At 40.8% G+C, this 26006-nt stretch carries 23 protein-coding genes; 14 read left to right on the top strand and 9 right to left on the bottom strand.

The genetic code is table 11. The annotated features are described in order from the left end of the window. Positions 1–49 precede the first annotated feature (49 nt). Genes leuB through H148_RS17115 form a run of 4 tightly spaced genes read right to left on the bottom strand, consistent with a single transcriptional unit; the run spans position 50 to position 4308 of the window. On the bottom strand, positions 50–1165 hold the full coding sequence (gene leuB / locus H148_RS0102925) for a 3-isopropylmalate dehydrogenase (protein WP_029033454.1): 1116 nt from the start codon (positions 1163–1165) through the stop codon (positions 50–52). Continuing rightward, complete coding sequence (gene leuD, locus H148_RS0102920; RefSeq protein ID WP_029033453.1) at positions 1162–1755, bottom strand: 3-isopropylmalate dehydratase small subunit; 594 nt, start codon at positions 1753–1755, stop codon at positions 1162–1164. The genes leuB and leuD overlap by 4 nt, the downstream gene beginning before the upstream one ends. Before the next feature lies 1 nt (position 1756). Next, positions 1757–3139, bottom strand: coding sequence for a 3-isopropylmalate dehydratase large subunit (leuC, locus tag H148_RS0102915; RefSeq protein ID WP_029033452.1), 1383 nt, complete (start codon positions 3137–3139; stop codon positions 1757–1759). After that, positions 3139–4308: a 2-isopropylmalate synthase gene (locus H148_RS17115; RefSeq protein ID WP_051286146.1), complete on the bottom strand. Its 1170-nt coding sequence runs from the start codon at positions 4306–4308 to the stop codon at positions 3139–3141. Before H148_RS17115 ends, leuC begins: the two co-directional genes overlap by 1 nt. Before the next feature lie 151 nt (positions 4309–4459). Here H148_RS17115 and H148_RS0102905 point away from each other — a divergent pair, with 151 nt between their 5' ends. Next, the gene (locus H148_RS0102905; protein ID WP_029033451.1) at positions 4460–6004 is read left to right on the top strand and encodes a hypothetical protein; all 1545 of its coding nucleotides are present in this window, start codon (positions 4460–4462) and stop codon (positions 6002–6004) included. Between the two features lie 10 nt (positions 6005–6014). Here H148_RS0102905 and H148_RS0102900 read toward each other — a convergent pair whose 3' ends face one another. Continuing rightward, positions 6015–6713: an RluA family pseudouridine synthase gene (locus tag H148_RS0102900; RefSeq protein WP_029033450.1), complete on the bottom strand. Its 699-nt coding sequence runs from the start codon at positions 6711–6713 to the stop codon at positions 6015–6017. 130 nt (positions 6714–6843) lie between these two features. Further along, complete coding sequence (gene panB / locus H148_RS0102895; RefSeq protein ID WP_029033449.1) at positions 6844–7662, bottom strand: 3-methyl-2-oxobutanoate hydroxymethyltransferase; 819 nt, start codon at positions 7660–7662, stop codon at positions 6844–6846. Positions 7663–7715: 53 nt separating this feature from the next. Here panB and H148_RS0102890 point away from each other — a divergent pair, with 53 nt between their 5' ends. Further along, positions 7716–8192: a nuclear transport factor 2 family protein gene (locus tag H148_RS0102890; RefSeq protein ID WP_029033448.1), complete on the top strand. Its 477-nt coding sequence runs from the start codon at positions 7716–7718 to the stop codon at positions 8190–8192. Positions 8193–8682: 490 nt separating this feature from the next. Here H148_RS0102890 and H148_RS0102885 read toward each other — a convergent pair whose 3' ends face one another. Then, positions 8683–10107 (bottom strand): L-serine ammonia-lyase, encoded by a 1425-nt coding sequence (locus tag H148_RS0102885; protein ID WP_029033447.1) that lies wholly within the window; start codon positions 10105–10107, stop codon positions 8683–8685. Between the two features lie 196 nt (positions 10108–10303). Between H148_RS0102885 and dnaK the strand changes: the two genes are divergently transcribed. The 4 genes from dnaK (at position 10304) to H148_RS0102865 (ending at position 16777) form a co-directional block, all read left to right on the top strand. Next, positions 10304–12244 (top strand): molecular chaperone DnaK, encoded by a 1941-nt coding sequence (gene dnaK, locus H148_RS0102880; protein ID WP_029033446.1) that lies wholly within the window; start codon positions 10304–10306, stop codon positions 12242–12244. A gap of 173 nt (positions 12245–12417) precedes the next feature. Next, positions 12418–14073, top strand: a complete 1656-nt coding sequence (locus H148_RS0102875; RefSeq protein WP_037324561.1) for an amidohydrolase family protein — start codon at positions 12418–12420, stop codon at positions 14071–14073. Between the two features lie 37 nt (positions 14074–14110). Beyond that, positions 14111–15466 (top strand): amidohydrolase, encoded by a 1356-nt coding sequence (locus H148_RS0102870; RefSeq protein WP_029033444.1) that lies wholly within the window; start codon positions 14111–14113, stop codon positions 15464–15466. A 9-nt stretch (positions 15467–15475) separates the two neighbouring features. Then, positions 15476–16777: an amidohydrolase family protein gene (locus H148_RS0102865; protein WP_029033443.1), complete on the top strand. Its 1302-nt coding sequence runs from the start codon at positions 15476–15478 to the stop codon at positions 16775–16777. Positions 16778–16879: 102 nt separating this feature from the next. Here H148_RS0102865 and H148_RS0102860 read toward each other — a convergent pair whose 3' ends face one another. Beyond that, positions 16880–17524: an alpha/beta hydrolase gene (locus H148_RS0102860; RefSeq protein WP_037324560.1), complete on the bottom strand. Its 645-nt coding sequence runs from the start codon at positions 17522–17524 to the stop codon at positions 16880–16882. Positions 17525–17569: 45 nt separating this feature from the next. Here H148_RS0102860 and H148_RS0102855 point away from each other — a divergent pair, with 45 nt between their 5' ends. The 4 genes from H148_RS0102855 to H148_RS0102840 are packed head-to-tail and all read left to right on the top strand — an operon-like array spanning position 17570 to position 21804. Then, on the top strand, positions 17570–17998 hold the full coding sequence (locus tag H148_RS0102855; protein WP_029033441.1) for a PaaI family thioesterase: 429 nt from the start codon (positions 17570–17572) through the stop codon (positions 17996–17998). Continuing rightward, entirely contained in the window at positions 17991–19142 is a 1152-nt protein-coding gene (locus H148_RS0102850) for a chorismate-binding protein (RefSeq protein WP_029033440.1), read from the top strand. The genes H148_RS0102855 and H148_RS0102850 overlap by 8 nt, the downstream gene beginning before the upstream one ends. A gap of 55 nt (positions 19143–19197) precedes the next feature. Continuing rightward, positions 19198–20928, top strand: coding sequence for a 2-succinyl-5-enolpyruvyl-6-hydroxy-3-cyclohexene-1-carboxylic-acid synthase (gene menD, locus H148_RS0102845; RefSeq protein ID WP_029033439.1), 1731 nt, complete (start codon positions 19198–19200; stop codon positions 20926–20928). A gap of 36 nt (positions 20929–20964) precedes the next feature. Further along, positions 20965–21804 (top strand): CvfB family protein, encoded by an 840-nt coding sequence (locus tag H148_RS0102840; protein WP_029033438.1) that lies wholly within the window; start codon positions 20965–20967, stop codon positions 21802–21804. Here the strand turns inward: H148_RS0102840 and H148_RS0102835 are convergent. Beyond that, positions 21783–22268 carry a hypothetical protein gene (locus tag H148_RS0102835; protein ID WP_029033437.1) on the bottom strand — a complete coding sequence of 162 codons (486 nt, stop codon included), beginning with the start codon at positions 22266–22268 and terminating at the stop codon, positions 21783–21785. The two genes, H148_RS0102840 and H148_RS0102835, sit on opposite strands and share 22 nt — an antisense overlap. Positions 22269–22423: 155 nt before the next feature. Between H148_RS0102835 and H148_RS0102830 the strand changes: the two genes are divergently transcribed. The 4 genes from H148_RS0102830 (at position 22424) to H148_RS0102815 (ending at position 25995) form a co-directional block, all read left to right on the top strand. Continuing rightward, positions 22424–23263, top strand: coding sequence for a 1,4-dihydroxy-2-naphthoyl-CoA synthase (locus H148_RS0102830; protein WP_029033436.1), 840 nt, complete (start codon positions 22424–22426; stop codon positions 23261–23263). Further along, the gene (locus H148_RS0102825) at positions 23251–23784 is read left to right on the top strand and encodes a PH domain-containing protein (protein WP_029033435.1); all 534 of its coding nucleotides are present in this window, start codon (positions 23251–23253) and stop codon (positions 23782–23784) included. The genes H148_RS0102830 and H148_RS0102825 overlap by 13 nt, the downstream gene beginning before the upstream one ends. After that, positions 23777–25288 carry a PH domain-containing protein gene (locus H148_RS0102820; protein WP_029033434.1) on the top strand — a complete coding sequence of 504 codons (1512 nt, stop codon included), beginning with the start codon at positions 23777–23779 and terminating at the stop codon, positions 25286–25288. Before H148_RS0102825 ends, H148_RS0102820 begins: the two co-directional genes overlap by 8 nt. 164 nt (positions 25289–25452) lie before the next feature. Continuing rightward, positions 25453–25995 (top strand): hypothetical protein, encoded by a 543-nt coding sequence (locus tag H148_RS0102815; protein WP_156877193.1) that lies wholly within the window; start codon positions 25453–25455, stop codon positions 25993–25995. Positions 25996–26006 lie beyond the last annotated feature (11 nt).

Below are 26006 nucleotides of genomic sequence, written 5' to 3'. Positions count from 1 at the left end.
CCTTCCCTAAATAATTAAGGGAAGGCTTTTGGGCATAAGACAAACCATTCTAAATAATTGTCATTTGACCTATGTTTAAATTTCTGTCATTGATTTGATAATTTTCTGTTTCACTTATTCTTCCTTCCAAAAAATCCCCCACTTTCTCAGTGGAATAATGATTATTCTTATTGATGTCTTGTGTACAGATATTTAATGCTATGCTTTCTTCTACAGCCTTTCTTACCACTTTTGCTTCAGTTGTTAAATTAAAATGATCCAATAGCATTGCTGCAGATAAAATAGAGGCTACAGGATTTGCAATTCCTTTTCCGGTTGCCTGGGGAAAAGATCCATGAATGGGTTCAAAAAGGGCATTTTCGAGACCTGTTGAAGCCGAAGCCAGTAAACCAATACTTCCACCGATCACACTTGCTTCATCGGACAGTATATCGCCAAACATATTTTCAGTAAGTATTACATCAAACTGCTTTGGATTAATAACCATCTGCATCGCAGCGTTATCTACAAATAAAAAATCCAATTCTAAATCAGGATAATCTTCTGCTAGTTTTGTTACTGTCTTTCTCCATAGTCGGGAGGTTTCCAGAACATTTGCTTTATCAACAAGTGTTAATTTTTTACTTCTTTGCTCAGCAGCTTTAAATGCGAGGTGGGCTATTCTTTCAATTTCGGATACATTATATGTACAAACATCGGTAGCTGTCAAACCGTCTTCGCTGGTACTTTTATCTCCAAAATAAATTCCGCCGGTAAGTTCTCTATAGATTACCAAATCGGCACCTGCAATACGCTCAGGACGTAAAGGTGAATGTTCGAGCAGGTTGTTGTATGCTTTTACAGGACGAATATTTGCGAAAAGACCAAGTTCTTTTCTAAGTCGGAGTAAACCCTGCTCCGGTCTTGTTTTAGCATTCGGGTGATTGTCATATTTAGGGTGGCCAATTGCTCCGAACAAAACAGCGTCAGACTCTTTACACAATTCTAAAGTATCGTAGGGGAGAGGATCTCCTGTGCGGTCTATTGCAATGGCTCCGACAACTGCTTCTTCGAATTCGAAATCGTGATCAAAACGTTCAGCAATTGCTTTTAAAACTTTAACCGATTGTTTGGTTACCTCGGGCCCAATTCCATCTCCTGGTAACACTGCTATTTTCAACTTCATAATACAAATTGTTTTTCTTCATATTTCTTAATAGACTCAAGCCTGCTCAATAGAAAATCAATGTCGTCATAGCCGTTGAGCATGCAAGTCTTTTTGTATGGATCTATTTCAAATTTTTCGACTTCACCTGTACCTTCTATTAGAATTTTCTGATTATCTAAATCTATAGTTATCTGTCCTAAAGGATCTGCTTTTATATAATCAAATAACTTACGAAGAAATGGAGGAGAGACTTGTACAGGGAGTAACCCATTGTTAAGAGCATTCCCCTTAAAAATATCAGCAAAATAACTGGAGACCACAACCTTGAATCCGTAAGCTTTAAGAGCCCACGCTGCATGCTCCCTACTGGAGCCACATCCAAAGTTGTCGCCTGCAACAAGAATTGTCCCTTTATAAGAAGGATCATTTAGGCTAAATTCAGTATTAGGTTCTCCTTGTTGTGTATATCTCCAGTCCCGGAATAGGTTTTCACCAAAACCGGCTTTGTCTGTTGCTTTTAAAAATCGGGCAGGAATTATCTGATCGGTATCGACGTTTTCGGTTTCCAGGGGAACTGCAGTATCTGTAAGGGTTATAAACTTTTCCATCTTAGTTCAGGCTTTTTGTAAAATCTGTTAGCTTTCCTGCTACTGCGGTCGCAGCCGCTGTTAATGGACTGGCAAGAATTGTTCTTGCTCCCTGGCCCTGGCGGCCTTCAAAATTTCTGTTACTGGTAGATACACAATACTCTCCTGCAGGAATTTTATCATCATTCATTGCAAGACAGGCAGAGCACCCTGGTTGTCTAAGAGTGAAACCTGCTTCTTCAAATATATCCTGCAGTCCCTCTGCTTTAATTTGTTCGGCTACCTGGCGAGAACCGGGCACTATTAAAGCATTTACATTTCCGGCCTTTCTTTTTCCCTTAATATAAGAAGCAGCAACTCTAAAATCTTCGATCCTGGAATTGGTGCAGCTTCCAATAAAGATCCAGTTTACCGGCCTATCCAAAAGAGATTCTCCCGGTACAAAACCCATGTATTCTAATGCCTTGTCTGCACTTTTACCGGTACTAATTGGAATGGAACCTGTTAGCTTTATTCCCATTCCCGGATTGGTGCCATAGGTGACCATCGGTTCAATATCAGCAGCATCCAAGTGGTACTCTTTGTCAAACTCAGCCTCCTTATCTGTTTTCAAGGTTTTCCAATAGGCTTTCAATTTTTCAAAATGTTCGCCTTTTGGAGCAAATTCTTTTCCTTCCACATAATTATATGTGATATCATCGGGAGCAATAAGGCCTCCCCGGGCTCCCATTTCAATACTCATATTGCAAATGGTCATTCTGCCTTCCATAGACATTTCTTCAAAAACATTTCCTGCATATTCACAAAAATATCCTGTTCCTGTATTAGTACCGAGTTTACTAATAATGTAAAGAATAACGTCTTTTGGCAAAACTCCTTTCTTCAAGCTGCCGTTTACATTTACTCTCATTTTTTTTGGCTTCTCCACCAACAGGCACTGGCTTGCAAAAACCTGTGCTACCTGGCTGGTTCCAATTCCGAAAGCGATAGTACCAAAAGCACCATGAGTAGAGGTGTGGCTATCCCCACAAACTATGGTCATGCCCGGTTGGGTGATCCCCAATTCCGGGGCCATCACATGCACTATCCCATTATAAGGATGGCCCAGCCCGTAAAGGGTAATATCATTCTCCTCACAGTTTTGGGTCAATTCCTTAAGTTGTTTCCTGGAGAGCAGATCCTTAACTGGCAGGTGTTGATTAAGAGTGGGGGTATTATGATCTGCCGTGGCAACAATTTTTTCGGGACGAAAAACAGAAATTTTTCTCTCCTTTAATTCATTGAAAGCCTGCGGACTTGTTACCTCGTGAATTAGGTGTTTATCAATATACAAAACATCGGGGCCGTTGGGAATTGACTCCACAACATGCGAATTCCAGATCTTATCAAATAAAGTCTTGTTCATTATGCAGATGCTCTGTTTTTAAAACTTAGATCCATGATTTCATGTAAATCTGTATCGGCCACCTGTTTTTTGACATCGGCGTAATTAAGGAAGGTAGCATAGACTATATCAAGCTGAAGTTTAGTTAACTCATACCCCATGATCTTGGCCTTATAAGCCAGGGCAGCTCTTCCACTACGGGCGGTAAGGATAATAGCCGATTCTGTTACTCCAACATCTGCAGGATCTATAATTTCGTAGGTTTCCCGGTTTTTAATTACTCCATCCTGGTGGATACCAGAGCTGTGCGCGAATGCATTTGCTCCTACTATAGCTTTATTTGGTTGCACAAACATCCCCATTTCCCGCGACACAAGATTACTCAATCCATATAAAAGCTTTGGTTGAATACTGGTATGAAAATTAAGATCGGGGTGTTGCCTAAGGATCATTACAACTTCCTCAAGAGCTGTATTTCCTGCCCGTTCACCTATACCATTAATTGTGCATTCGACCTGGCGCGCTCCGTTTCTCACTCCTGCAATGGCATTTGCTGTTGCAAGGCCGAGATCATTATGACAATGGCATGAAATGATCACATTTTCAATGTTTTTTACATTCTCCCGGAGGTACTTTATTTTCTGTCCGTACTCTTCGGGAAGACAGTATCCCGTGGTATCTGGAATATTTAGCACTGTGGCACCGGCTTCTACGGCAGCTGTGCATACTTTCGCTAAAAACTCATTGTCTGTTCTCCCGGCGTCTTCAGCATAAAACTCAACATCATCTACAAAATTCTTTGCGTAAGAAACAGCTTCCTTAGCACGAATTATGATCTCAGCCCGGGTAGAATTAAACTTATATTTAATATGAGAGTCAGAAGTGCCAATTCCGGTATGGATTCTTGGTCTTTTCGCATATTTAAGAGCTTCGGCAGCAACTTCAATATCTTTTTTAACGGCACGGGTGAGGCCGCAAACACTCGCATTTTTAACTAGTTTGGATATTTCGGTTACAGATTTAAAATCACCGGGACTGGAAACAGGGAATCCGGCTTCAATTACATCTACTCCCAATGCTTCCAGTTTTTCCGCAATTTTCAATTTCTGGCTGGTTTCGAGTTTACATCCCGGTACTTGTTCCCCGTCACGCAGGGTGGTATCAAAAATTTCTACCTTTTCTCTAATCATATCAAGATAAATTTACTTTACTTTATCATGGACTAAATTAACAATCTAACTCCCCTTCTCCGGAAACCGTTAGGTGGTATTACGATCATTAAATTCTAATACGACATTTTACTTGCATGATATTCAATAAGTTATACTCTATTCTGTTACAATGACCAACGATTTAACTGATAATCTTTTTTCTCTTATAAAATCACTTTCGCCTTCAGAGAAACGCCAGTTTTCTTTATACGTTGGAAGAATTGGTGTAAATAGTGACAGTAAGTTTTTGAACCTGTTCAAGGTTATGTCCAGGCAAAAGAAGTATGATGAAAAAAAAATTCTGGAGAGTACAAGCATCACAAAACAACAGCTTTCCAATATTAAGGCACATCTCTATAAACAGCTACTAATAAGTCTTAAGCTCAATCCTGTTCATCAAAGTGTTCCAATCACCATTAGGGAGCAGATGGATTTTTCATATATCCTCTATCGGAAAGGTCTTTACAAGCAGAGCCTAAAAATCCTGGAAAAGGTGAAGGCAACTGCCCTATATTATGAAGAGAAGGTAATGGCTTATGAAATCCTTGAATGGGAAAAAATTATTGAGTCTCAATATATTACTCGTAGTAGCCACAATAGAGCAGAAACACTGGTGAAAGAAACTCAACAACTAAATGAGCTTAATATTATCTATGGCAAGCTTTCCAACGTTTCGCTCCAACTTTATAATATTTTTCTCAAGATGGGACATGCCCGGACGGAGGAGGAGTCCAATTCTATCCGTGAGTTTTTTAAGCAGAACCTTCCAGAACTTGACGTGAAAAAGATTGGCTTTAGAGAGAAGTTGTGGCTCTACAAAGCCCATTTGTGGTACAGTTTTATAACTCAGAATTTTCTTTCCTGTTACAGGTATTCTTCTAAATGGATAGATCTTTTTGTGGAATATCCCCATCTTATAAGTGTTCATCCTGTTTCCTATTTAAAGGGGAATCATTATCTTTTAGAATCCTTATTTTATCTTAATCATACAGAACTTTTTGAGAAGACCCTTAAGCAGCTTGAGGATACCCTGAAGAACCCACTAATTCCAGATGACGATAACATTGCTTCCCTTTCCTTTCTTTATGTTTATTCTAATAAGTTAAACCTGAGGTTTATGAAAGGGGATTTTTCTAATGGTGATCCATTGGTCGAAAAGATTCAGAAAAAAATAAAGAAGTATGGATCCAGAATCGATGGGCATCACATTATGATCTTCTACTACAAAATCGCTTCCTTATATTTTGGGGATGGGAATTATCTACGGTGTATTGAATTCCTGAAAAAGATTATCAACAATAAATCATTGGAATTACGGGAGGATCTTATGTGTTTTTCAAGGATTTTGAACCTTGTAGCTCATTATGAGGCCGGGAAGGACTATCATTTAGAAAGCCTTATAAAGTCGACATACAAATACCTGATAAAGATGAACGATATGCATGAGGTGCAAAAGGAAATAATAAAGTTCCTCAGAAATTTGCCTGAAGTTTCACCACTTAAAATTAAAGATGAATTCAGGAAACTTCATAAAACCCTTAAGCCTTATGAAAATCATCCTTATGAGCGAAGAGCTTTTTTATACCTGGATATTTTATCCTGGCTGGAGAGTAATATAGAAGGCAGACCGGTTGCAGAAATTATTGCTGAAAAAGCAAAACTTGTTTCCCGATAATCACTGATAATTAAGTGCAGGCATCCCACAGGGGATCCTGGGGTGGAGGGGCAATAACTTCCAACATCTCTTTTTTTACCGGATGTTCAAAAGCAAGCTTGTGGGCGTGCAAATGTATGCTGCCGTCCTTATTGCTGCGGTCAAAACCATATTTAAGATCTCCTTTTATTGGACAACCTATAGCGGATAGCTGACTCCTTATTTGATGGTGTCTTCCGGTGTGAAGATCAACCTCTATGAGGTAATAATTATTTAGACTCTTTAGCACACGATACTCTAAAATGGCTTTTTTTGAATCTGGTACTTCTTTGAGGTGTGCGTAAGATTTGTTTTGTTTAGGATTCCGCTTCATGTAATGTACCAACGTATCCTCCTGTTTCGGTGGCGCATTTTTCACTATTGCCCAATAAGTTTTTTTAACATCTTTATCTTTAAATAGCTTATTGAGTCGTGGTAAGGCTTTAGAAGTTTTGGCAAAAAGTACAATTCCGCTAGTGGGGCGGTCGAGGCGATGAACCACTCCCAGGTAAACGTTTCCTGGTTTGTTGTACTTGATCTTAATATATTCTTTTACCACCTCGCTTAGCGGCACATCACCGGTTTTATCTCCCTGCACAATGTCACCCGCGCGTTTACTCACAATGATCACATGATTGTCTTCGTAAAGGACCTGCAAATTTTGTGGTGTGGAAATTATCTTATCTTCCAAAGATGGGATTTTTAGTTGTTAATGTAATACATTAAAATGGAGAATTGAGGAAAAGGAAAATTAGCTGTTTATTAGAAGGGGCTTTTTTCGTTTCAAAACTGACTTTATTATTTTTCAAACCTTAAACCCGTTAGTATTGTTCATCATCCGACGGGAAATTTTTACTCTTTACATCATCCCGGTACTGTTCAAAAGCCTTCGTCATTTCTGAATACAGATCCAGATATCTTCTCAAGAATCTAGGATTGAATTCATGCGTCATTCCAATCATATCGTGCACCACTAATACCTGGCCGTCGACTCCGTTACCGGCGCCAATTCCAATTACGGGAATAGTGAGACTTTCAGCTACCTCTTTTGCCAGTTTTGCAGGGACTTTTTCAAGAACCAAGGCAAAACAACCTGCCCTTTCAAGCATGAGAGCATCAGTTTTTAATTTTTCTGCTTCGGCTTCTTCTTTTGCGCGAACGGTGTATGTTCCGAATTTGTAAATTGACTGCGGAGTTAAACCCAAATGACCCATAACCGGAATCCCCGCGTTTAAAATCCGTTTTACAGAATCTTTTATTTCTTTTCCTCCCTCAAGTTTTACTGCATGTCCACCGCTCTCTTTCATGATCCTGATGGAAGAGCGTAAAGCTTCTTTGGGATCACTTTGATAGCTTCCGAAAGGAAGATCAACCACCACCAGTGCCCGCTCTACAGCACGTACTACGCTGGCAGCGTGATAGATCATTTGATCCAGCGTAATAGGCAGCGTAGTCTCATGTCCCGCCATAACATTACTGGCTGAGTCACCCACTAAAATAACATCAATGCCAGCTCCATCCACAATTTTAGCCATTGAAAAGTCATATGAGGTCAACATGGAGATCTTTTCTCCCTGGGCCTTCATCTCAACAAGGGACTTAGTAGTAATACGTTTATATTCTTTCTTAGCAACTGACATATGGTTGGTTTAAATTCAGGTAAAAGTACTAAATTACATTTAAAACAAATTACATGAAAAGACATATAACCAGCGTGTTTTTCCTCTTATTTGGTGTCTTTGCATTAGCACAAAATATCTCCGAAGAAGACAATATTAAAAAAGTTGTAGATACTTTTTTTGAAGGATTCCACGCGCGGGATTCCATTATTATGAAATCTGTTTTCCATGAAGCTCCTGTTGTGCAGACTATTGGCAAAACCAAGAATGGAGAGACCAAGTTAGTTAATGAGGAGTTGGGAAAGGTTCTGAAAGGGATCGTTACCATTCCCCTGAAGACAGAGTTTAAAGAAGTTTTGCATGATTATATTATAAAAGTAGACCAGGATATGGCAAATGCATGGATGCCTTATTCGTTCTATATTAATGGCACTTTTAGCCATTGTGGAGTCAACAATTTTCAGCTTTTGAAGCAAGAAGGAGAATGGAAAATCATTTACCTGATCGATACCAGGAGGAAGGAAGGCTGCGAGGAGAGGAAACTTAAATAAAATTCAAGGACCAAATTCCAGATCCGGATCATTTCGTGTATAAGAGGCTGAAGTGAAGTCGGTTGCAAGTTGCAGTTTGCCGGTTCCAAGTTTCCAAGTTCCAAGTTAAAAAGATAGGATAACTTTGTCCCGCTGCGCGGGTGGGGTGCCTGACCACCCCGTCTCCGCCTCCCGGCGGAGCCACCCCTCCTTGAAAAAAGGAGGGGAGCTAATTGAGACATTTCGCTTCGCGAAGCCCTCCTCAAGAGGAGGGAGTTCAGGTAAAAAATTCCGCTGCACGTTCACTCTCTTCAAGAGGAGAGGGATTTTAAGTTTTTCCTCCGCTTCGCCTTCACACTGCCTGCGGCAGGAAATTAAATATTACCGGGAATACGCAGCCGCTAGGGGAGTCCCTTTAGACTCGTAAGTGTTCCCCTCCTTTTCAAGGAGGGGTGCCCGGAGGGCGGGGTGGTTAAAATCTCAATACTCAATACTAAAATCTCACATCTATTTAGCAGTCACTCAAACTCACCCTCACCGCCAATCCACCTTCTGAAGTTTCCTTATACTTCGAGTTCATGTCCTTGGCCGTTTCCCACATGGTTTCGATCACTTTATCCAGTGGAACTTTTGCATGAATGGAATCTGCATCCATGGCCATTTCGGCTGCGTTGATGGCTTTTATTGCGCCCATGGAATTACGCTCGATGCAAGGGATTTGAACGAGTCCTGCAATAGGGTCGCAGGTTAATCCTAAATGGTGTTCCATGGCGATTTCGCTGGCCATCATGACCTGCTCGGGAGTTCCACCCATAACTTCGGTTAAGGCTCCGGCGGCCATGGAAGATGACACTCCGATTTCCGCCTGACAGCCACCCATTGCGGCCGAAATTGTCGCACCTTTTTTAAACAAGCTGCCAATTTCTCCGGCAACCAAAAGGAACTGCTTGATCTTTTCAAATCCGGCGTCGTGGTTTTCGATGGTCAAATAGTACATAAGAACTGCAGGAATAACTCCGGCACTTCCGTTTGTTGGTGCTGTTACCACACGACCCAAGGAAGCATTTACTTCATTAACTCCTAAGGCGAAGCAGCTTACCCATTTCAAGATGGACCGGAATTTCACTTCTGTCCTTCGAATGGCTTCTATCCATTCTTCAGGCGAGTTATAAGTAGAGTCGCCAATTAATTTTTTATGTGAATCGGGGGCTCTGCGGCGAACATTTAATCCGCCGGGGAGGGTGCCTTCGGTATGGCAACCCAGGTACATGGATTCCAGCATTACATTCCAGACTGCTTTTAGTCCAGCGTCGATCTCTTCTTCAGTACGAAGCGATTTCTCGTTCTCGTAGACAATTTCGGATATTTTTTTATTCTCCTGTTTGCAGAAAGCAGCCAGGTCTGTTCCCTTTACAATAGGAAAAGGAAACTGTTTAAATTTCTGAAGCTGCTTTTTGGCATTTTTACGTTCTTCTTTTACAACGAATCCGCCGCCGATGGAGTAGAAGGTGGAGGAGGTAGTTTTTCCGGAGGAAAGTTCGGCCGTGAATTTCATTCCGTTGGGGTGAAATGGCAGGAATTTTTTATTGAAGACGATATCGTTTGCGAGGTCGAAGTCGATACTGCGTTCCCCGTTCAGGTTAAGCCGGTTAAAAGTTTTTATGTTATTGATCTCCGGGTCAATATTCTCTACAGGTACAGTAACAGGATCATATCCTAACAGACCCAGGACTGAAGCCAGATCTGTAGCGTGTCCTTTTCCGGTAAGGGAAAGAGAGCCGTAAAGATTAATAGTGACTTTTTCTACCTGGTCAAACTTTCTGGCTTCCTTCAGCTCTGCGACCCATCTTTCGGCGGCCCGCCACGGGCCAAGGGTGTGGGAGCTCGAAGGCCCAACTCCTATTTTAAGCATGTCAAAAACGCTGATACTCTCCATTCACAAATTTTTCCGGGGCAAAGGTAAGAATCCCTTCAGCATTTTCAGCATAAAAATCCTTGCCAAATATTGTAGCAAATGACGGCCTTTAGGTGTCAAAAATGACATCCTGTCATATAATTTCCGGTGGCATAAAGATTGACTTTAAGTGGTTGTTCAAAAAAATCAGAAATAATAAATAACAACCTATAGAATTATGAGTAAAATAATTGGAATCGACTTAGGTACAACCAACTCCTGTGTTGCCGTAATGGAAGGTAACGAGCCAACGGTGATACCTAATGCCGAAGGAAAAAGAACTACTCCTTCTGTGATCGCTTTTGTAGAAGGAGGCGAAATAAAAGTAGGAGACCCTGCAAAGCGTCAGGCTGTAACAAACCCACAAAAAACTATTTCCTCTATTAAGAGGTTCATGGGGAACAAGTATTCCGAAGTTTCTAAAGAAGCCGGAAGAGTTCCTTATAAAGTAGTAAAAGGTGATAATGATACTCCGCGTGTTGAGATCGACGGACGTAAATATACTCCGCAGGAACTTTCTGCAATGGTGCTTCAGAAAATGAAGAAAACTGCCGAAGATTATCTTGGACAGGATGTAACCGAAGCGGTTATTACTGTGCCGGCATACTTTAATGACTCTCAGCGTCAGGCTACGAAAGAGGCCGGAGAGATCGCAGGTCTTAAAGTAAGAAGAATTATTAACGAGCCTACTGCAGCTGCACTGGCTTACGGACTTGACAAAAAATCTCAGGACCAGAAGATCGCTGTTTATGACCTTGGTGGTGGTACATTTGATATTTCTATTCTTGAATTAGGAGACGGAGTATTTGAAGTACTTTCTACTAATGGAGATACGCACCTTGGAGGTGATGATTTTGATGAAGTAATCATCGACTGGCTTGCAGATTCATTTAAAAAAGCTGAAGATATTGACCTTCGAAAAGATCCTATGGCACTTCAGCGTTTGAAGGAAGCTGCGGAAAAAGCTAAAATTGAGCTTTCCTCGTCTTCTCAGACAGAAATTAACCTGCCATACGTTACTGCAACTGCTTCAGGACCAAAACACCTTGTAGAGACACTTACAAGATCTAAATTTGAACAACTTGCCGATACTTTGGTGAAGCGTTCTATGGATCCTGTGCAAAAAGCGCTAAGCGATGCCGGACTTTCAAAAAGTGATATTGACGAGGTAATTCTTGTTGGTGGATCAACCCGTATTCCTAAGATCCAGGAAGAAGTTGAGAAGTTCTTCGGAAAGAAACCTTCAAAAGGAGTGAATCCAGATGAGGTTGTAGCGATTGGTGCTGCGATCCAGGGTGGTGTATTGACCGGAGATGTGAAAGATGTATTGCTTCTTGACGTAACTCCGCTATCCCTTGGTATTGAAACTATGGGAGGTGTAATGACTAAATTGATTGAGTCTAACACAACTATTCCTACCAAGAAATCACAGGTATTCTCTACTGCGGCCGACAATCAGCCATCTGTTGAGATCCATGTGTTACAGGGAGAGCGTCCAATGGCAGCCGATAACAAGACAATTGGTAGATTCCACCTTGACGGAATCCCACCGGCGCCAAGAGGAACACCTCAAATTGAAGTAACTTTTGATATTGATGCCAACGGTATTATTAAAGTAAGCGCTACCGATAAAGCTACAGGTAAATCTCAGGATATTCGAATCGAGGCCTCTTCTGGTCTTACTGAAGATGAAATCCAAAAGATGAAGCAGGAAGCTGAAGCGAATGCTGAAACCGATAAAAAAGCTAAAGAAAAAGTAGACAAGCTGAACGAAGCTGATGCTATGATCTTCCAGACTGAAAAGCAGCTGAAAGAATTTGGCGACAAACTTTCTGATGATAAGAAAAAGCCAATCGAAGACGCTTTGGAAGAACTTAAGAAAGCTTATGAAACTAAAGATGTAGATACAATTCAGCCGGCATTGGATAAGATCAATGAGGCATGGAAAGTAGCTTCTGAAGAAATGTACAAAGCACAAGCCGAGCAAGGCGGACAACCGGGTGGCCCACAAGGCGGACCGGGAGCTCAAAACGGCCAACAGGCCGGAGGGCAACAAGCCGGAGGTGATGCCAAGCAAGGTGACGATGTAGAAGACGTTGACTTTGAAGAAGTAAAATAAGACTCCTCCCGGCCTCCCCTTGAAATAAGGGGAGGAGTGGGATGAATTTAAAAGCGCAGCTTCGATTATTCGGGGCTGCGTTTTTTTATTTAAAGTGCCTAAAATTTTCGAACAGTTTTCATCTTTTAATTTTTTATCTATCTTCAACCTCTTAAAATTTCTAAAAATCAATTATGAAAAAAATTATTTGGGTATTTCTTTTTATCTTTACTGTCCTGGGGCCGATACAGGCACAGGATATTAATCTTAAACCTGTCACGGGAACAGTGGCAGTGACAAATGTGAATATTATTCCTTCCCCTGGAAAGTATATTGAAAACGCTACTGTTCTGGTTCGAGATGGTTTGATTACGGCCGTGGGCACAAATGTATCTGTCCCTCCGGGAGCCAGGATAATCAAATCGGATAGTATGTATTTGTATCCGGGGTTCATTCTGGGAATGTCTCATGCCGGTATAACGATGCCTAAGCAAGAGGAGAGACCGGAAGTGAAGGATCCTGGAAATCCACCTAATGACATTGCAGGAATTACACCTGGTAGATTGGTCAATCCTTATTTGGAAGTCTCGCATAAATCTATAGAAGATTGGAGAGCTTCAGGATTTACGATGGCTCAAACAGCTCCTTCGGGTGGAATGTTGCCGGGAAAAGGTGCAATGGTACTTTTAAAGGGGAAATCAGGGGGAGATCTAATTCTTAAAAATGAATCCTTTCTCTATGCCACTTTTGACGGAGCCAGAAGGATGTATCCGTCAAATATTCTTGGAGTAATGGCAAAATACCGGGAACTATACAGACAGGCGGAGTATGCACAAATGTTTAGGGATAGTTATCTGTCAAATCCCACAGGCAAGGAAAGACCTATGTACAATGAAACTTTAGAGGCTTTTTACCCGGTTATTCAAAAGCAGATCCCGATACTTTTTAAGGCGCAGGAAATATTACCTGCTCAGAGAGCGATATTACTTAAAGAGGAGTTGGATTTCAATCTGGTTCTTACAGATCTTAAGCAGGGGTGGGATTTAACTCAGGAAATAAAAAATTCCAATAGCAGAGTGTTATTTAGTTTGGAACTTCCGGAGTGGAAAGAGAAGAAAAAAGATACCGTAAAAGAAGAGGAATCTTCTGTAGAAAAGCTGCAGCTTGATGAGAGAAAGGAAGAATTCCTTAAAAAATATTATGGTCAAATGGGTGAATTTGCAGCTGCAGGAATTCTTTTTGGTTTTTCCGGTCTTGATGCGAAACCTGGTGAGGTGCAAAAAGCTCTGCAAAAAATGGTGGAGAACGGACTTTCCGAAGATGCAGCCCTTGCAGCTTTGACAACGAATCCTGCTTCTATGTTCGGTATAAATCGACTCGTCGGCACAGTTGAAAATGGAAAAATGGCAAATTTGGTAATTTCTTCAAAACCCTATTTTGAAAAAGATGCTAAGATAAAGTATGTTATGGTCGAAGGGGAATTATTTAAATATGAAGAAAAAGAAGCCTCTAAGGCAGATCCTGAAACTATTGCAAAAGCAACTGGTACCTGGGATTATAAAGCAGATACTCCAGATGGACCTATAACCGGAACTCTAATTCTGCAAGAAACCGATGGTGTTCTATCAGGAACCATTTCAAATAGCCTCACAGGGCAGGAGAGTGTTTTACAGGATATCCTTCTAACGGAGGACAGGTTATCCTTTAATTTTGATGTGGTTATTACGGGTGAAAGAATGGAGGTAATCGCTGTTCTTACTCTTTCCGAAGACACTTTTGAAGGAAGCCTGAGTAGTAGTGGCCAGCAGTACACAATGAAGGGTACAAAATCTCCAAACGGGCAAGATTAAGTCTAAGATCAAATTTTAAAATATTTAAAATCAGAAAATGAAAAAACAATTTTCACTAATAATAATGATCAGCCTCTTTCTGGTGGACAGCTTTTCGGCTCAAACCAAAAAAGGAGATGTACTAATAAAAAATGGTACGGTGATCACAGTTACTAATGGCACCCGGGAAAATGCAGATGTTCTTATCAGGAACGGGAAAATTTCGGGGATTGGCCAAAATCTTTCTGCGCCATCAGGAGTACAGGTAATAGATGCAACCGGTAAATATATTATGCCCGGAATCATAGATGCTCATTCCCATATTGCTTTGGATGCGGTAAATGAGGCAACTCAGCCCGTTACTGCACAGGTGTGGACGGGAGACGCTTTAAACCCTCTTGACGTGGGAATTTATCGTGCGCTTGCCGGAGGTGTAACTATTTCTCACGCCATGCACGGCTCGGCTAATGCAATTGGAGGACAGAATGAAACAATTAAACATCGTTGGGGTACTGTAAAAATGGACGATATCCGCATGGAAGGTGCTCCCCGAACAATTAAGTTTGCTTTAGGTGAAAATCCTACCCGTGTGCACGGGGAAGGGAGTGGACTTCTTCCACGTACAAGAATGGGAGTAGAACAGGTGTTTCGGCGCTCGTTCTCTGAGGCCAAAGAATATATGGAAGCCTGGGATGAATATAATAACAACAAAAATAAAAGGGGATTTAAAGGAATGCCTCCCATTTATGACCTGCAAAAAGAAGTTATTGCCGATATTCTTCGGGGGGAAATTATAGTTCACTGTCATTCGTACCGGGCAGATGAAATTTTGATGCTTATGGAAGTCTTTAAAGATTATGGCATTGAAAAATTGGTATTTCAGCATGCCAATGAAGCTTTTAAAGTAGCTCCTGAAATTGCAGAATTCGGTGCAATGGCTTCAGTCTTTGCCGATTGGTGGGCTTACAAGTTTGAGGTGTATTATTCCACTGCATACAATGCTGCTATTCTTACCCAGAATGGGGTAAACACTTCAATCAATTCAGACAGCGGGGAATTGATAAGACATTTGTACCACGAAGCAGCTAAAACCCAGAAGTACGGAAATCTTACAGACCACCAGGCTCTTGAATTGATTACTCTTAATCCGGCAAAACAACTTGGAATCGACAATAGGGTAGGATCCCTGGAAGTTGGAAAGGACGGAGATGTGGTAATATTTGAAAATCATCCACTTTCAATATATGCCATACCGCAAATGACTTTTGTAGATGGGGTAAAATATTTTGACATTAAAGAAGACAGGGATGACATAAGGATCTATGTAGATCCTTTAGAAGAAGTAGATGTAATGAGAGAAATGACAGAGCACGAGAAATGTATGTCAAATACATGGGAATTTTTAAACGAATAATAAAGAATTATGAAACATATAATATTCACAGTTTTATTGGCAGTTTTAGCTATAGCATCAGTACAGGCACAAAATCCTAAAGCCGAATATGGTGCCTTTGCTCTTACTAATGCCACATTACATACAGTAACAAACGGCATTATTAAAAATGCCACTGTTCTGATAAGAGATGGAAAAATTGAAGAGATTAGTAAGCAAACCTCTTTTCAGGAAGATGTCAAGGTAATCGATTGCAGCGGAAAACATATTTTTCCGGGGATGATCGATGGTGGTACAAGACTTGGTCTTTCTGAAGTTGGTTCAGTCAGTCTTACCCAGGACTACAGCGAAATTGGAGATGTAATACCTCATATGGAAGCTCTAAGTGCTGTTAACCCTAATTCTGCACTTATCCCGGTTACCAGAGTTAGTGGAGTTACCACAGTACTTGCGGCTCCGTCAGGTGGTTTGTTTCCCGGAAAAGCCTCTTTAATTAATTTGCATGGATATACTCCTAAGCAAATGTTTGCCGGTTTTTCTACTCCTGTTCTTAATTTTCCTCAATCAGGAAAAAGAGGCTGGTGGGACGAAAGGACAGAGGAAGAAATAAATAAAGCTAATAAAAAGACTATGGAAGAACTGGATGATATTTGGCAAAAAGTGGCCCAATACCATACAATAGATAGTGCGAATGCTGCGGGATCAACTTCCGTTAAGTTGGATTATTATCCAGAGATGAAGGCGCTGTTGCCTGTATACCGCCAGGAAGTGCCTCTTCTGGTAGAAGTTAATAAAGCAAAAGATATAAAAAAGGCCCTGGAATGGGTGAAGGAAAAAAACGTTAGGGCAATATTTACCGGAGTCAGTGAAGGCTTTAGAGTAGCTGAAGAGCTGGCCCAAGCAGGAATCCCTGTTATTGTAGGACCAGTTTTAAGTACTCCTTCCCGAGACTATGACAGGTTCGACAGACCTTACGCCAATCCCGGTTTAATGAAAGAAGCCGGTGTAAAAGTAGCCATACGAACCATGGAAACAGAAAATGTAAGGAATCTTCCTTACAACGCAGGTTTTGCAGCTGCTTACGGTATGTCTAAGGAGGATGCATTAAAGGCCATAACGATCGTTCCTGCCGAATTGTTTGACGTGGCAGATAAACTGGGTTCTATTGAAGAAGGTAAACAAGCTACACTTTTCGTTTCTACAGGCCATCCTTTTGAAACAGCTACAGATGTGGAACATGTTTTTATCGATGGTTGGAAGATCCCGATGCAAAGCCGTCATACAGAACTTTATGAAGAATTTTTACAGAGAAGCCCGGGCTTAAAAAAGTAAATTAATTCTAGGTTTAGAATAGGACAGCCTCCCAATTTCGGAGGCTGTTTTATTTAATAGTATTCAGGCAAAGACAGCTTATTAGTTGTTGGAAAAGGAATATCAGTTTATTTCAGCCGAATTGTTGATTACCTCTTTGTTTACCTCATGTCCTCCATCAAAAGGAACGAAGGTGAGATTCTTTGGAAATAATTGCCTGATCCTCATTTCTTCTGACTCAAGAAACTCTTTATTGATAAAAGGATCTTCGGTTCCATAAACAAAAGAAATTTCTGTACTTTCCAAAAAGGCAAAATTTTTGGGCTTTAATTCTTTTGGCAGTCGGCCGGAATTCAGGATGAGTTTGGAGCACTGGATCTTGCGCCTTGCAATCCAGCGGGTGACGATAGAGACTCCCTGGGAGTAACCGAAAAGGATCAGTTTTTTGGCAATTTTGAGATCCTCTTTTTCATAGATCTCGTCGAGGTATGCCAGCACATTCTGAACCTCCCGTTCGGTATTTTCACGGGTGGCCCAGGAGGCGCCAACGTGTTCGTACTTGCCGTTCAGGTAGTATTTGGAAGGTGCCTGTGGCGCAATGATGTAGTTCTTCTCCTGATTGAGGTGTCGGAAGTATTTTAAGAAATAGCGGCTCAGGTAGCCTATTCCATGGAACACCACCCATACATTTTCTGTTTTATCTGTAAGTTCGTTGAGCGTGCTGTAAGAGTTAACGGTTTGGTAAGAAACCTGCTTTTCGTTCATCATTATCCAGTGGTTTTGTACTTTTACAAATAAACCAATCTATTTGCTATGACCAAAGAGGAAATTCTGGAGCTGTCGAAAAAAGTGTGTAAGAACACGCTCATGGAAACTCTTGAAATTGAATTTACTGAAGTTGGAGAGGATTACCTAATCGCTAAGATGCCCGTGACTTCTAAAGTTCATCAACCGGATGGTGTACTGCACGGTGGTGCTACCGTTGCTCTTGCAGAAAGCGTTGGCAGCCTGGCCAGTCATGTCTTTTTGGATACCGAGGAATATTTTGTCCGCGGAATTGAGATCGCAGCTAATCACTTAAAAAGCGTTTCTGAAGGGTTTGTTTATGCAAAAGCTACTTACCTCCATAAAGGCCGGACGACCCAACTCTGGAACATCAGGATCACTGATGAAGCTGAAAATCTTATTTCTGTAGTAAAACTTACTACCATTACCCTACCAAAAAAGAAAAATAATGCCTGAAGCTCAATTTTTCGATCGGCTGGAGGCTCAAATTACTCGTAATTTACCGTTTGTTGTCTACAGAAAGTCTATCCTCTCCGGAAATTCGGGAACTGTGACGACTTTTCTACAGCAGAATGATGATTTATTTTACGCCGAAGATTTCACAGAAAAAGGATTCATTTTTGCCCTTTTTGACACTTCTAAAAAGCCGATTCTTTTTCCTGAAAATGCCTCGGAAAAACTCATTTTTGAACAGGTAGTTTCTGAAGAAATCACCGAACCTCTAACCTTTCAAGAAGGAGAAATTCCGGAAGGAATTAAGTCGACTCATATTGAACTGGTGGCAAAGGCGGTTGAGGCTTTGAAAGCGGGCCAAATGGAAAAAGTAGTGCTCTCCCGGAGGGAAGAGTTAGAGCTGAAGGGGAAGGATCCCCTGAAGCTGTTTAAAGAATTGCTGAATTTTTATCCCACAGCCTTTGTTTACTGTTGGTTTCATCCGAAAGTCGGCTGCTGGCTCGGTGCGACTCCCGAAACATTGCTAAAGGTTGAGGAAAATCGATTTAAAACCATGGCCCTTGCCGGCACACAAAAATATTCAGGAACTAGGGATGTTGAATGGGGCGAAAAAGAGAAGCAGGAACAAAAATTTGTAACTGATTCAATTTTAAATGATCTTGAAAGAATAGGTGTCAGCTCGAGCGGAGTCGAGAGCTCAGCAGCTTATACAGTGAAGGCAGGAAATCTGCTACATCTTAGAACTGATATTTCCGGAAGATTAATAGATTCCCGAAAAGGATTAAAAGAAATAATTGAAGCATTGCATCCAACCCCGGCCGTTTGTGGCCTTCCGAAGGAAAAGGCAATGGAATTCATTCTTTCAGAAGAAAATTATGACCGGGAATTCTATACGGGTTATTTAGGAGAATTGAACTTACAAAAGAATACACAGCGCTCCCGGACCAGGAGAAATGTTGAGAATTTGGCGTATCGTGCTGTAAAAAAAGAAACCGATCTTTACGTCAATCTGCGTTGCATGAAAATTGAAGATGGAAAAGCAATACTTTTCATCGGCGGCGGAATTACGAAAGATTCCGTGCCCGAGGATGAATGGGAGGAGACGGAGAATAAGACGGAGACGATGAAAAATGTGCTTTTAAAATAAAAATTTAGTCCTCACAGGTTTCCAAAACCTGTGAGGACTATTCAGAAGAAAATAAATGAAACATCCAAAAATACCTGTTGCAAGATCTGTAGTTGCGCTTTGCGAAGCCAAGGGAATTCAGCATGTGGTGATCTCTCCCGGTTCCAGGAATGCGCCCCTTACCAACGGATTTGCATATCATCCAAAAATTCAAACCTACAGTGTAGTTGATGAACGTTGTGCGGGCTTTGTCGCCATAGGAATGGCACAGCAGCTACAAAAGCCTGTAGCCGTAGTTTGTACATCAGGATCGGCGTTGTTGAATTATTATCCGGCGGTGGCCGAGGCTTATTACAGCGACATTCCGCTGGTGGTGATCTCTGCCGATAGACCTGTTGAAAGAATTGACATTGGCGACGGACAAACAATCCGTCAAAAGAACGTTTTTGAGAATCATATTTTGTATTCGGCCAATTTGCATTCAGAAGTAGTTCTGGAGAATGAGGCGACAGATAAAAAACTTCAGCAGAAACAATTCGAATCTCAAAAGCACAACGAAAGGGAGATTAATCTGGCGCTGAACAAAGCGATAGAGGAGAAGGGGCCGGTGCATATTAATGTTCCGTTTTATGAGCCACTATATGACTTAGTTGAAGATGTGGAGGTGAATCCGATTCAGATCCTGCCCGAGATCATTGAGAGAACTTATTCTCCGGCTCAGCTGCAGGCTTATGCCGATCTTTGGAATAAGGCTGCCAGGAAGATGATCATCATCGGCGTAGCCCCGCCAAATGTTGTGGAGCAGGAATTTTTGGACCGCCTGGCAAATGATCCTTCGGTAATTGTGTTTACCGAAACTACTTCAAATGTGCAGCAGGAGAAATTTTTTACCCGAATTGATACCATTATCGGGCCTATTGAAAAGGATGAAAACAAGGATCAGCTGTTCGACAACTTGCAGCCCGAGATTCTGCTGACTTTCGGCGGAATGATCGTTTCAAAAAAGATAAAAGCTTTCCTGCGTAACTATCAGCCGAAACATCACTGGCATGTGGATCCAAAAAAGGCATATAACACCTTTTTTTGCCTGAACAAGCATTTTGAAACTTCAGTGAATTTGTTTTTTACTCAATTCTTTCCGCTTATCAATAATTCTGAAGGTAATTATTCCGAATACTGGCAGGAGGTGAGAAGCAGGAGAAAGGCTAAACATGAAGATTATATGGGGCGAATTCCATATTCGGATCTTAAGGCGATGCAACTTATTGTCCGGACGGTACCCCGGAAATATGACGTTCAGCTTGCCAACAGTTCAACAATAAGGTATGCGCAACTTTTCAGGTGGAAGGAGAGTCTTAAAATCTATTGCAATCGGGGGACCAGTGGTATTGACGGCAGTATTTCAACCTCAGTAGGAGCGGCCATGGTTTCGGAAGAGCCTGTTCTAATGATCACAGGAGATCTGAGTTTCTTTTATGACAGCAATGCGCTGTGGAACAATTATATTCCGAAGAACTACAGGATCATCATTCTGAACAATCGGGGAGGCGGTATTTTCAGGATACTCCCGGGAGATAAAAATTCGGAAACTTTTGATACTTACTTTGAGACGGTACATGAACTTACAGCCAAACCTATTTGTGAGTTACATGGATTTGAGTATGCCGCAGCAAAAACTTCAGAAGAGATAGAGCAGCAGTTAAATGCCTTTTTTGACACCTCAGGAAGGCCGAAGGTTCTCGAGATCTTTACTCCGCGGGAAGTCAATGATAAGGTTTTGCTGGAATATTTTAGCTTCGTGAGGTAGCCGTTTTATTTAATTATCTTTGACAAAATTATTTTTATGCTTGCCATTGGGGAATACCATACGCTAAAGATTGATCGCGACACTGATCCCGGACTCTTTTTAAAAGATGATGATGGGAACGAGGTGTTGTTGCCAAACAAATATAAACCTGAAACCTTTGAAATAGGGGATGAGCTGGAGGTCTTCGTTTATCTTGATCATGAAGAACGACCGGTGGCAACGAATTTGAAGCCTTTTGTGAAGTTGGATGAATTCGGCTACCTCAAATGTGTAGAAGTTAGTGATATTGGAGCTTTTATGGATTGGGGCCTGGAAAAACATCTTTTTGTGCCTTTTAAAGAACAGGCAATGAAAATGAGAGAGGGAGAGCGCTATCTTATTTTCTGCTATCTCGATGAACTTACGGAAAGGCTGGTGGGTTCGAGTAAAGTAGATGCTTTCCTTGATAATTCTCAGCTCACGGTAGAGCCTTTTGAAGAGGTGGGTCTCATTATTGCAAATCCCACAGAATTAGGCTGGAATGTAATTGTAAATGAAATTCATAAGGGACTGCTGTACAAAGATGATGTGTTTCAAAAATTGCACGTGGGAGACAGGCTGAAAGGTTTTGTAAAGAAAACCCGACCCGACGGTAAAATTGACATAACACTGCAGAGGCCCGGCTACCGAAGCATTGAGCCAAATGCGCAGGAATTATTAACTATACTGGAGTTAAAAGGTGGCTTTCTCGGTCTTACAGATAAATCTTCACCCAAGGAGATAGAGAAAGAGGTGCAAATGAGCAAAAAGAGCTTTAAAAGAGCACTGGGAAACCTATATAAGCAACGAAAAGTAGATATTAAAGAAAGCGGAATTTATCTTCTAGAGGGCGAATAAAAATAAGGGGATACAAAACCTCTTCCTCTGGTACGAGAATAATATGGATTGCTGAATAGCGGCACCTGCATTTCCTGATAAGCCGGGATCTTCTTTTCCCCTGAATAAATATCGAAATTGGAACTTCGGTCATGAATTCTTATTTGATTGGTCACTTCTAAAAGTGTCCTCTCTCCTGTGCTAAGGGTGGGCATTGGGGATTCCAGTTCAACTATGGCTTTTTCTTTTTCATATCGTTCTTGTTCCATCATTGCGATAAGATTGACTTCTCTTTTTTCTGCTTTTTTATTAAAATTAACTTCAGTAAGAGTGAATCGGCTGTCGGGAAATTCAGGTGCCAGCACAGAGAGACTGGGTCGTATTTCTAAAGCACCGATGTAAAAACCTTCAGAATTAGAGAATTCCTGGGCTTGACCGCTAAAGCTTATAAAAATAATACTTACCAGAAGGACTATTCGATTCATTAGTACCTGTTTCTTAGGTGAAATCAAATATCGTACTAAAAATGATCATTTTAAAAGAAGCCGGGTAAAATATGCAGGAGGTTCTATGAAGAAGGTTTACATTTAATAATTCAAAATAGTTAAAAGCCTTATTTTTGATTAAAATTATTTAAAATATGACCAAACCAGATTATAGAACAGCCAAAGAATACGACGATATTACCTATAAAAAGAGCAACGGAGTAGCAAGAATCGCGTTTAACCGGCCAGATGTTCGCAACGCTTTTAGACCAAAAACAACTAAGGAATTATATGAAGCTTTTTATGATGCTCAGGAAGACACATCAATAGGAGTTGTGCTTCTTTCTGCGGAAGGACCTTCTTCTAAAGACGGTGTTTATAGTTTTTGCAGCGGGGGAGATCAAAAGGCTCGCGGGCATCAGGGTTATGTAGGTGAAGATGGAATGCATCGTTTAAATATTCTGGAAGTACAAAGATTAATAAGATTCATGCCTAAAGCTGTCATTGCAGTTGTTCCCGGGTGGGCAGTAGGAGGCGGTCATAGTCTTCATGTAGTTTGTGACCTTACCCTTGCCAGTAAGGAACATGCGATCTTCAAACAAACCGATGCCGATGTCACCAGTTTCGATGGCGGATATGGCTCTGCTTACCTGGCAAAAATGGTAGGTCAAAAAAAGGCTCGTGAGATCTTCTTTTTGGGCAGGAACTATTCAGCCCAGGAGGCTTATGAGATGGGAATGGTAAACGCGGTAATACCGCATGACCAACTCGAAGAAACTGCTTATGAATGGGCACAAGAGATTCTTGCAAAATCGCCAACATCAATTAAAATGCTCAAGTTTGCAATGAATCTCACCGATGATGGAATGGTGGGCCAGCAGGTCTTTGCAGGGGAAGCAACCCGACTTGCTTATATGACAGATGAAGCCAAGGAGGGACGTAATGCCTTTCTTGAAAAAAGAAAACCGAATTTTGAGAAAAAATGGATCCCTTAGCAACAGACAATTTTTCAAATTTCCAGCTTAATGTGGATGCCCTTCCAAAATTTGAGGAAGTGAAATTGCAGCCTATTTCAAGGAAGTATCTTATAAAATTGCAGGTAGGAACAACGATTTCACTGTTGTTTTTTGTAGTGGGGATCGTTTTTGGTTTTTATTTTTTGCCTGTGGAATTTCACAACTACCTTGTTTGGGCGGCAATAGTTCTTGTACTGCTTTTTGGATGGTCTTTCTTTAATAATGTTATGTACGTGAAGAGAAGTGGGTACGCCCTGCGGGAGCAGGATATAATTTTTAAACGCGGATTTCTATTCGAGCGGATTACTGTGGTTCCTTTTAACCGCATTCAACATGTTTCTGTTGAGCGATCTTTTATGGATAAGATGCTAAACATAGCAACTATAAAGGTATTCACAGCCGGAGGTTCGGGAAGTGATGTAAGTATTCCCGGGGTAAAACCTCAAACTGCTACCTCTGTAAAAGAGGAAATTTCGAAAAGAATCTATAACCATGCCTGATCATAATTTTTCTGAGCCGCAGCGGCAATCAAGTGTCGGGTTAATATTGATCTTTGCTACCTCCCTTTATCATATTTTACGGAACTTATGGGTAGTAGTATTTTACTTTGCCATTGGAGAATTCAGCCAAAAAACACTATTTATTGCAGGAGCGGCGGTAATTCTTTTATTGCTATTTAGTCTTGGCTACAGTATATTATATTACCTGAAGTTTAAATTTCACATCGATGAAAAAAATGAAGAATTTGTTCTTCAAAAGGGGGTGATCTCCACAGATGTCATAAATATTCCTTTTCAAAAAATTCAACAAGTTAACTTCCGAAGAAATATCTTACAACGAGTTATCGGAGTCTACAGTGTGGTCGTCGAAACTGCAGGAAGCCAGGACAAGGAGGTGGAAATAAAAGCACTTTCTAAGGAATCTGCTAATGCATTAGCCAACCGTCTAATGGCTCATGCCGAAGAAGAAAGAGCAGAGGCACAGGAGGACGAATCCACATCTCCCGTGACCGAAGCAAAATTAGCTACCGGAGCATCACCAGATTGGGAACATAAAGTTAGTCTTGCAACTTTGTTCAAGTTGGGATTAACATCAAATTATCTTCGTGGAGTAGGGATTATTGTTGCCTTTTACTTCACCCTGAGGGAGCAATTTATGTTTAATGAAGAACTTTCGGCTCAACTTCAGGAACAGGAAGTATTCTTTGCCCAGGGGAAATTTATGCTCATTATCTTATTATTGCTCGTGGGAATGTTACTCACAGTAGGAGAGACGGTTGTGAAGTATTACGGGTTGCACTTGCAGAAGTTTAGAGATAATCTACAGGTGGAAATGGGACTGAGAAATAACACCAGAGTAAATCTGAGAGCCAGTCGAATCCAGCTGTTGCAGGTCCTTACAAATCCCATTCAGAAGAAAATGGATCTGTATAAGCTGAAAATATCTCTTGCAAGCAGTGAGGATGATCTTGAAAAGAACCAGATCAAGGTGGTGGGGTTGCCTCCAGCAGTAGTCACTCAGGTAAAGGAATATTTTTATAAAAAACAGGTACAGGAAGATTTTATAATCCTGCCCAGTAAATATTTGTTATTGAGAAGAATTTCACGAGCCATGATTCCACTTATCATTGTCTCCCTTTTGTTGTTCTTTTACGCTCAACTTGTCACGATAAGCTGGTTTCTTGCTATTACCGGCGTTTATGTGGTGCTAGTGATACTTTATAATTATTTATATTATAAGAGGTTTAGACTTGGAGTTTCAGAAGAATTCCTTATCCGGTATTCCGGGGTATGGATAGAAAAGGAAGAATATCTTGAAATGTTTCGGCTACAGGCGATTTCTGTAACACAACCAATCTGGTATAAAAAACGCAGATTAATAAATCTCACTTTTCATTCTGCAGGAGGAGATATTAGTTTTCCAATGGTCAAAAAGGAGCAGGTGCAGCCATTATTAAATTATCTTGTTTACAGAATAGAAAGTACTGAAAGAGCATGGATGTAAGTTTTTATCAGTTTCTTTCTTTTATCTTCAAAAATTGCTTACCCAAAGGGCTTTAAAATTTCATATTCACAACTTTATTTAAAGTGTAATTAATTGAAAATTAATTAGTTAAAGTTTTATTTGCTATCATGTATTAAAGTAACTTTAGAGTAAAATCTATGCTTATGGAAAAAATTTACTCAGTTACACTGTTACCATTTATTTTTTTATTGTTTTTTTCCTGCAGTGTCGAGGATCTTCAGGAGAATCTTGCTGTAGAAGGAGAGTACGGCTATAACTTCAGGGAAAGCAAAGCCGAATGGGATAGATTAAAGAAGAAGAATGGAAACTCATATGTCTACACCATTCTTGAACAGTCCTGGACCGGTTTTGGTAGTGAGACTACTATTGAAGTTGAAAAGGGGAAAATTACAGCCCGGCACTATATTGCTTTTGAGATATCAGAAGAGGGTGACAAAAAAATCACCGAAAGTTATGAAGAGTTCAAAAATGACATAGGAAAACACAATTTGGGAGCACCTCCGTATACTATGGATGATCTCTATAAAACCTGTCTTTCCCATTATCTCATTGCTGATCCCGATACTCATGAAATACTTTTTGAAACCAATGAGGAAGGGATAATGACGCTCTGTGGGTTTGTGCCTCAGGGATGTCAGGATGACTGCTTTAGGGGGATTAGGATATCTTATTTTACCTGGAAGTAATGTATGTATGT

Origin of the sequence: Salinimicrobium terrae DSM 17865 (assembly GCF_000424665.1) — a bacterium.
Taxonomy (GTDB): Bacteria; Bacteroidota; Bacteroidia; order Flavobacteriales; family Flavobacteriaceae; genus Salinimicrobium; species Salinimicrobium terrae.
Note: the sequence above shows the minus strand (reverse complement) of the source record. Positions and strands in the feature narration are given on the sequence as shown.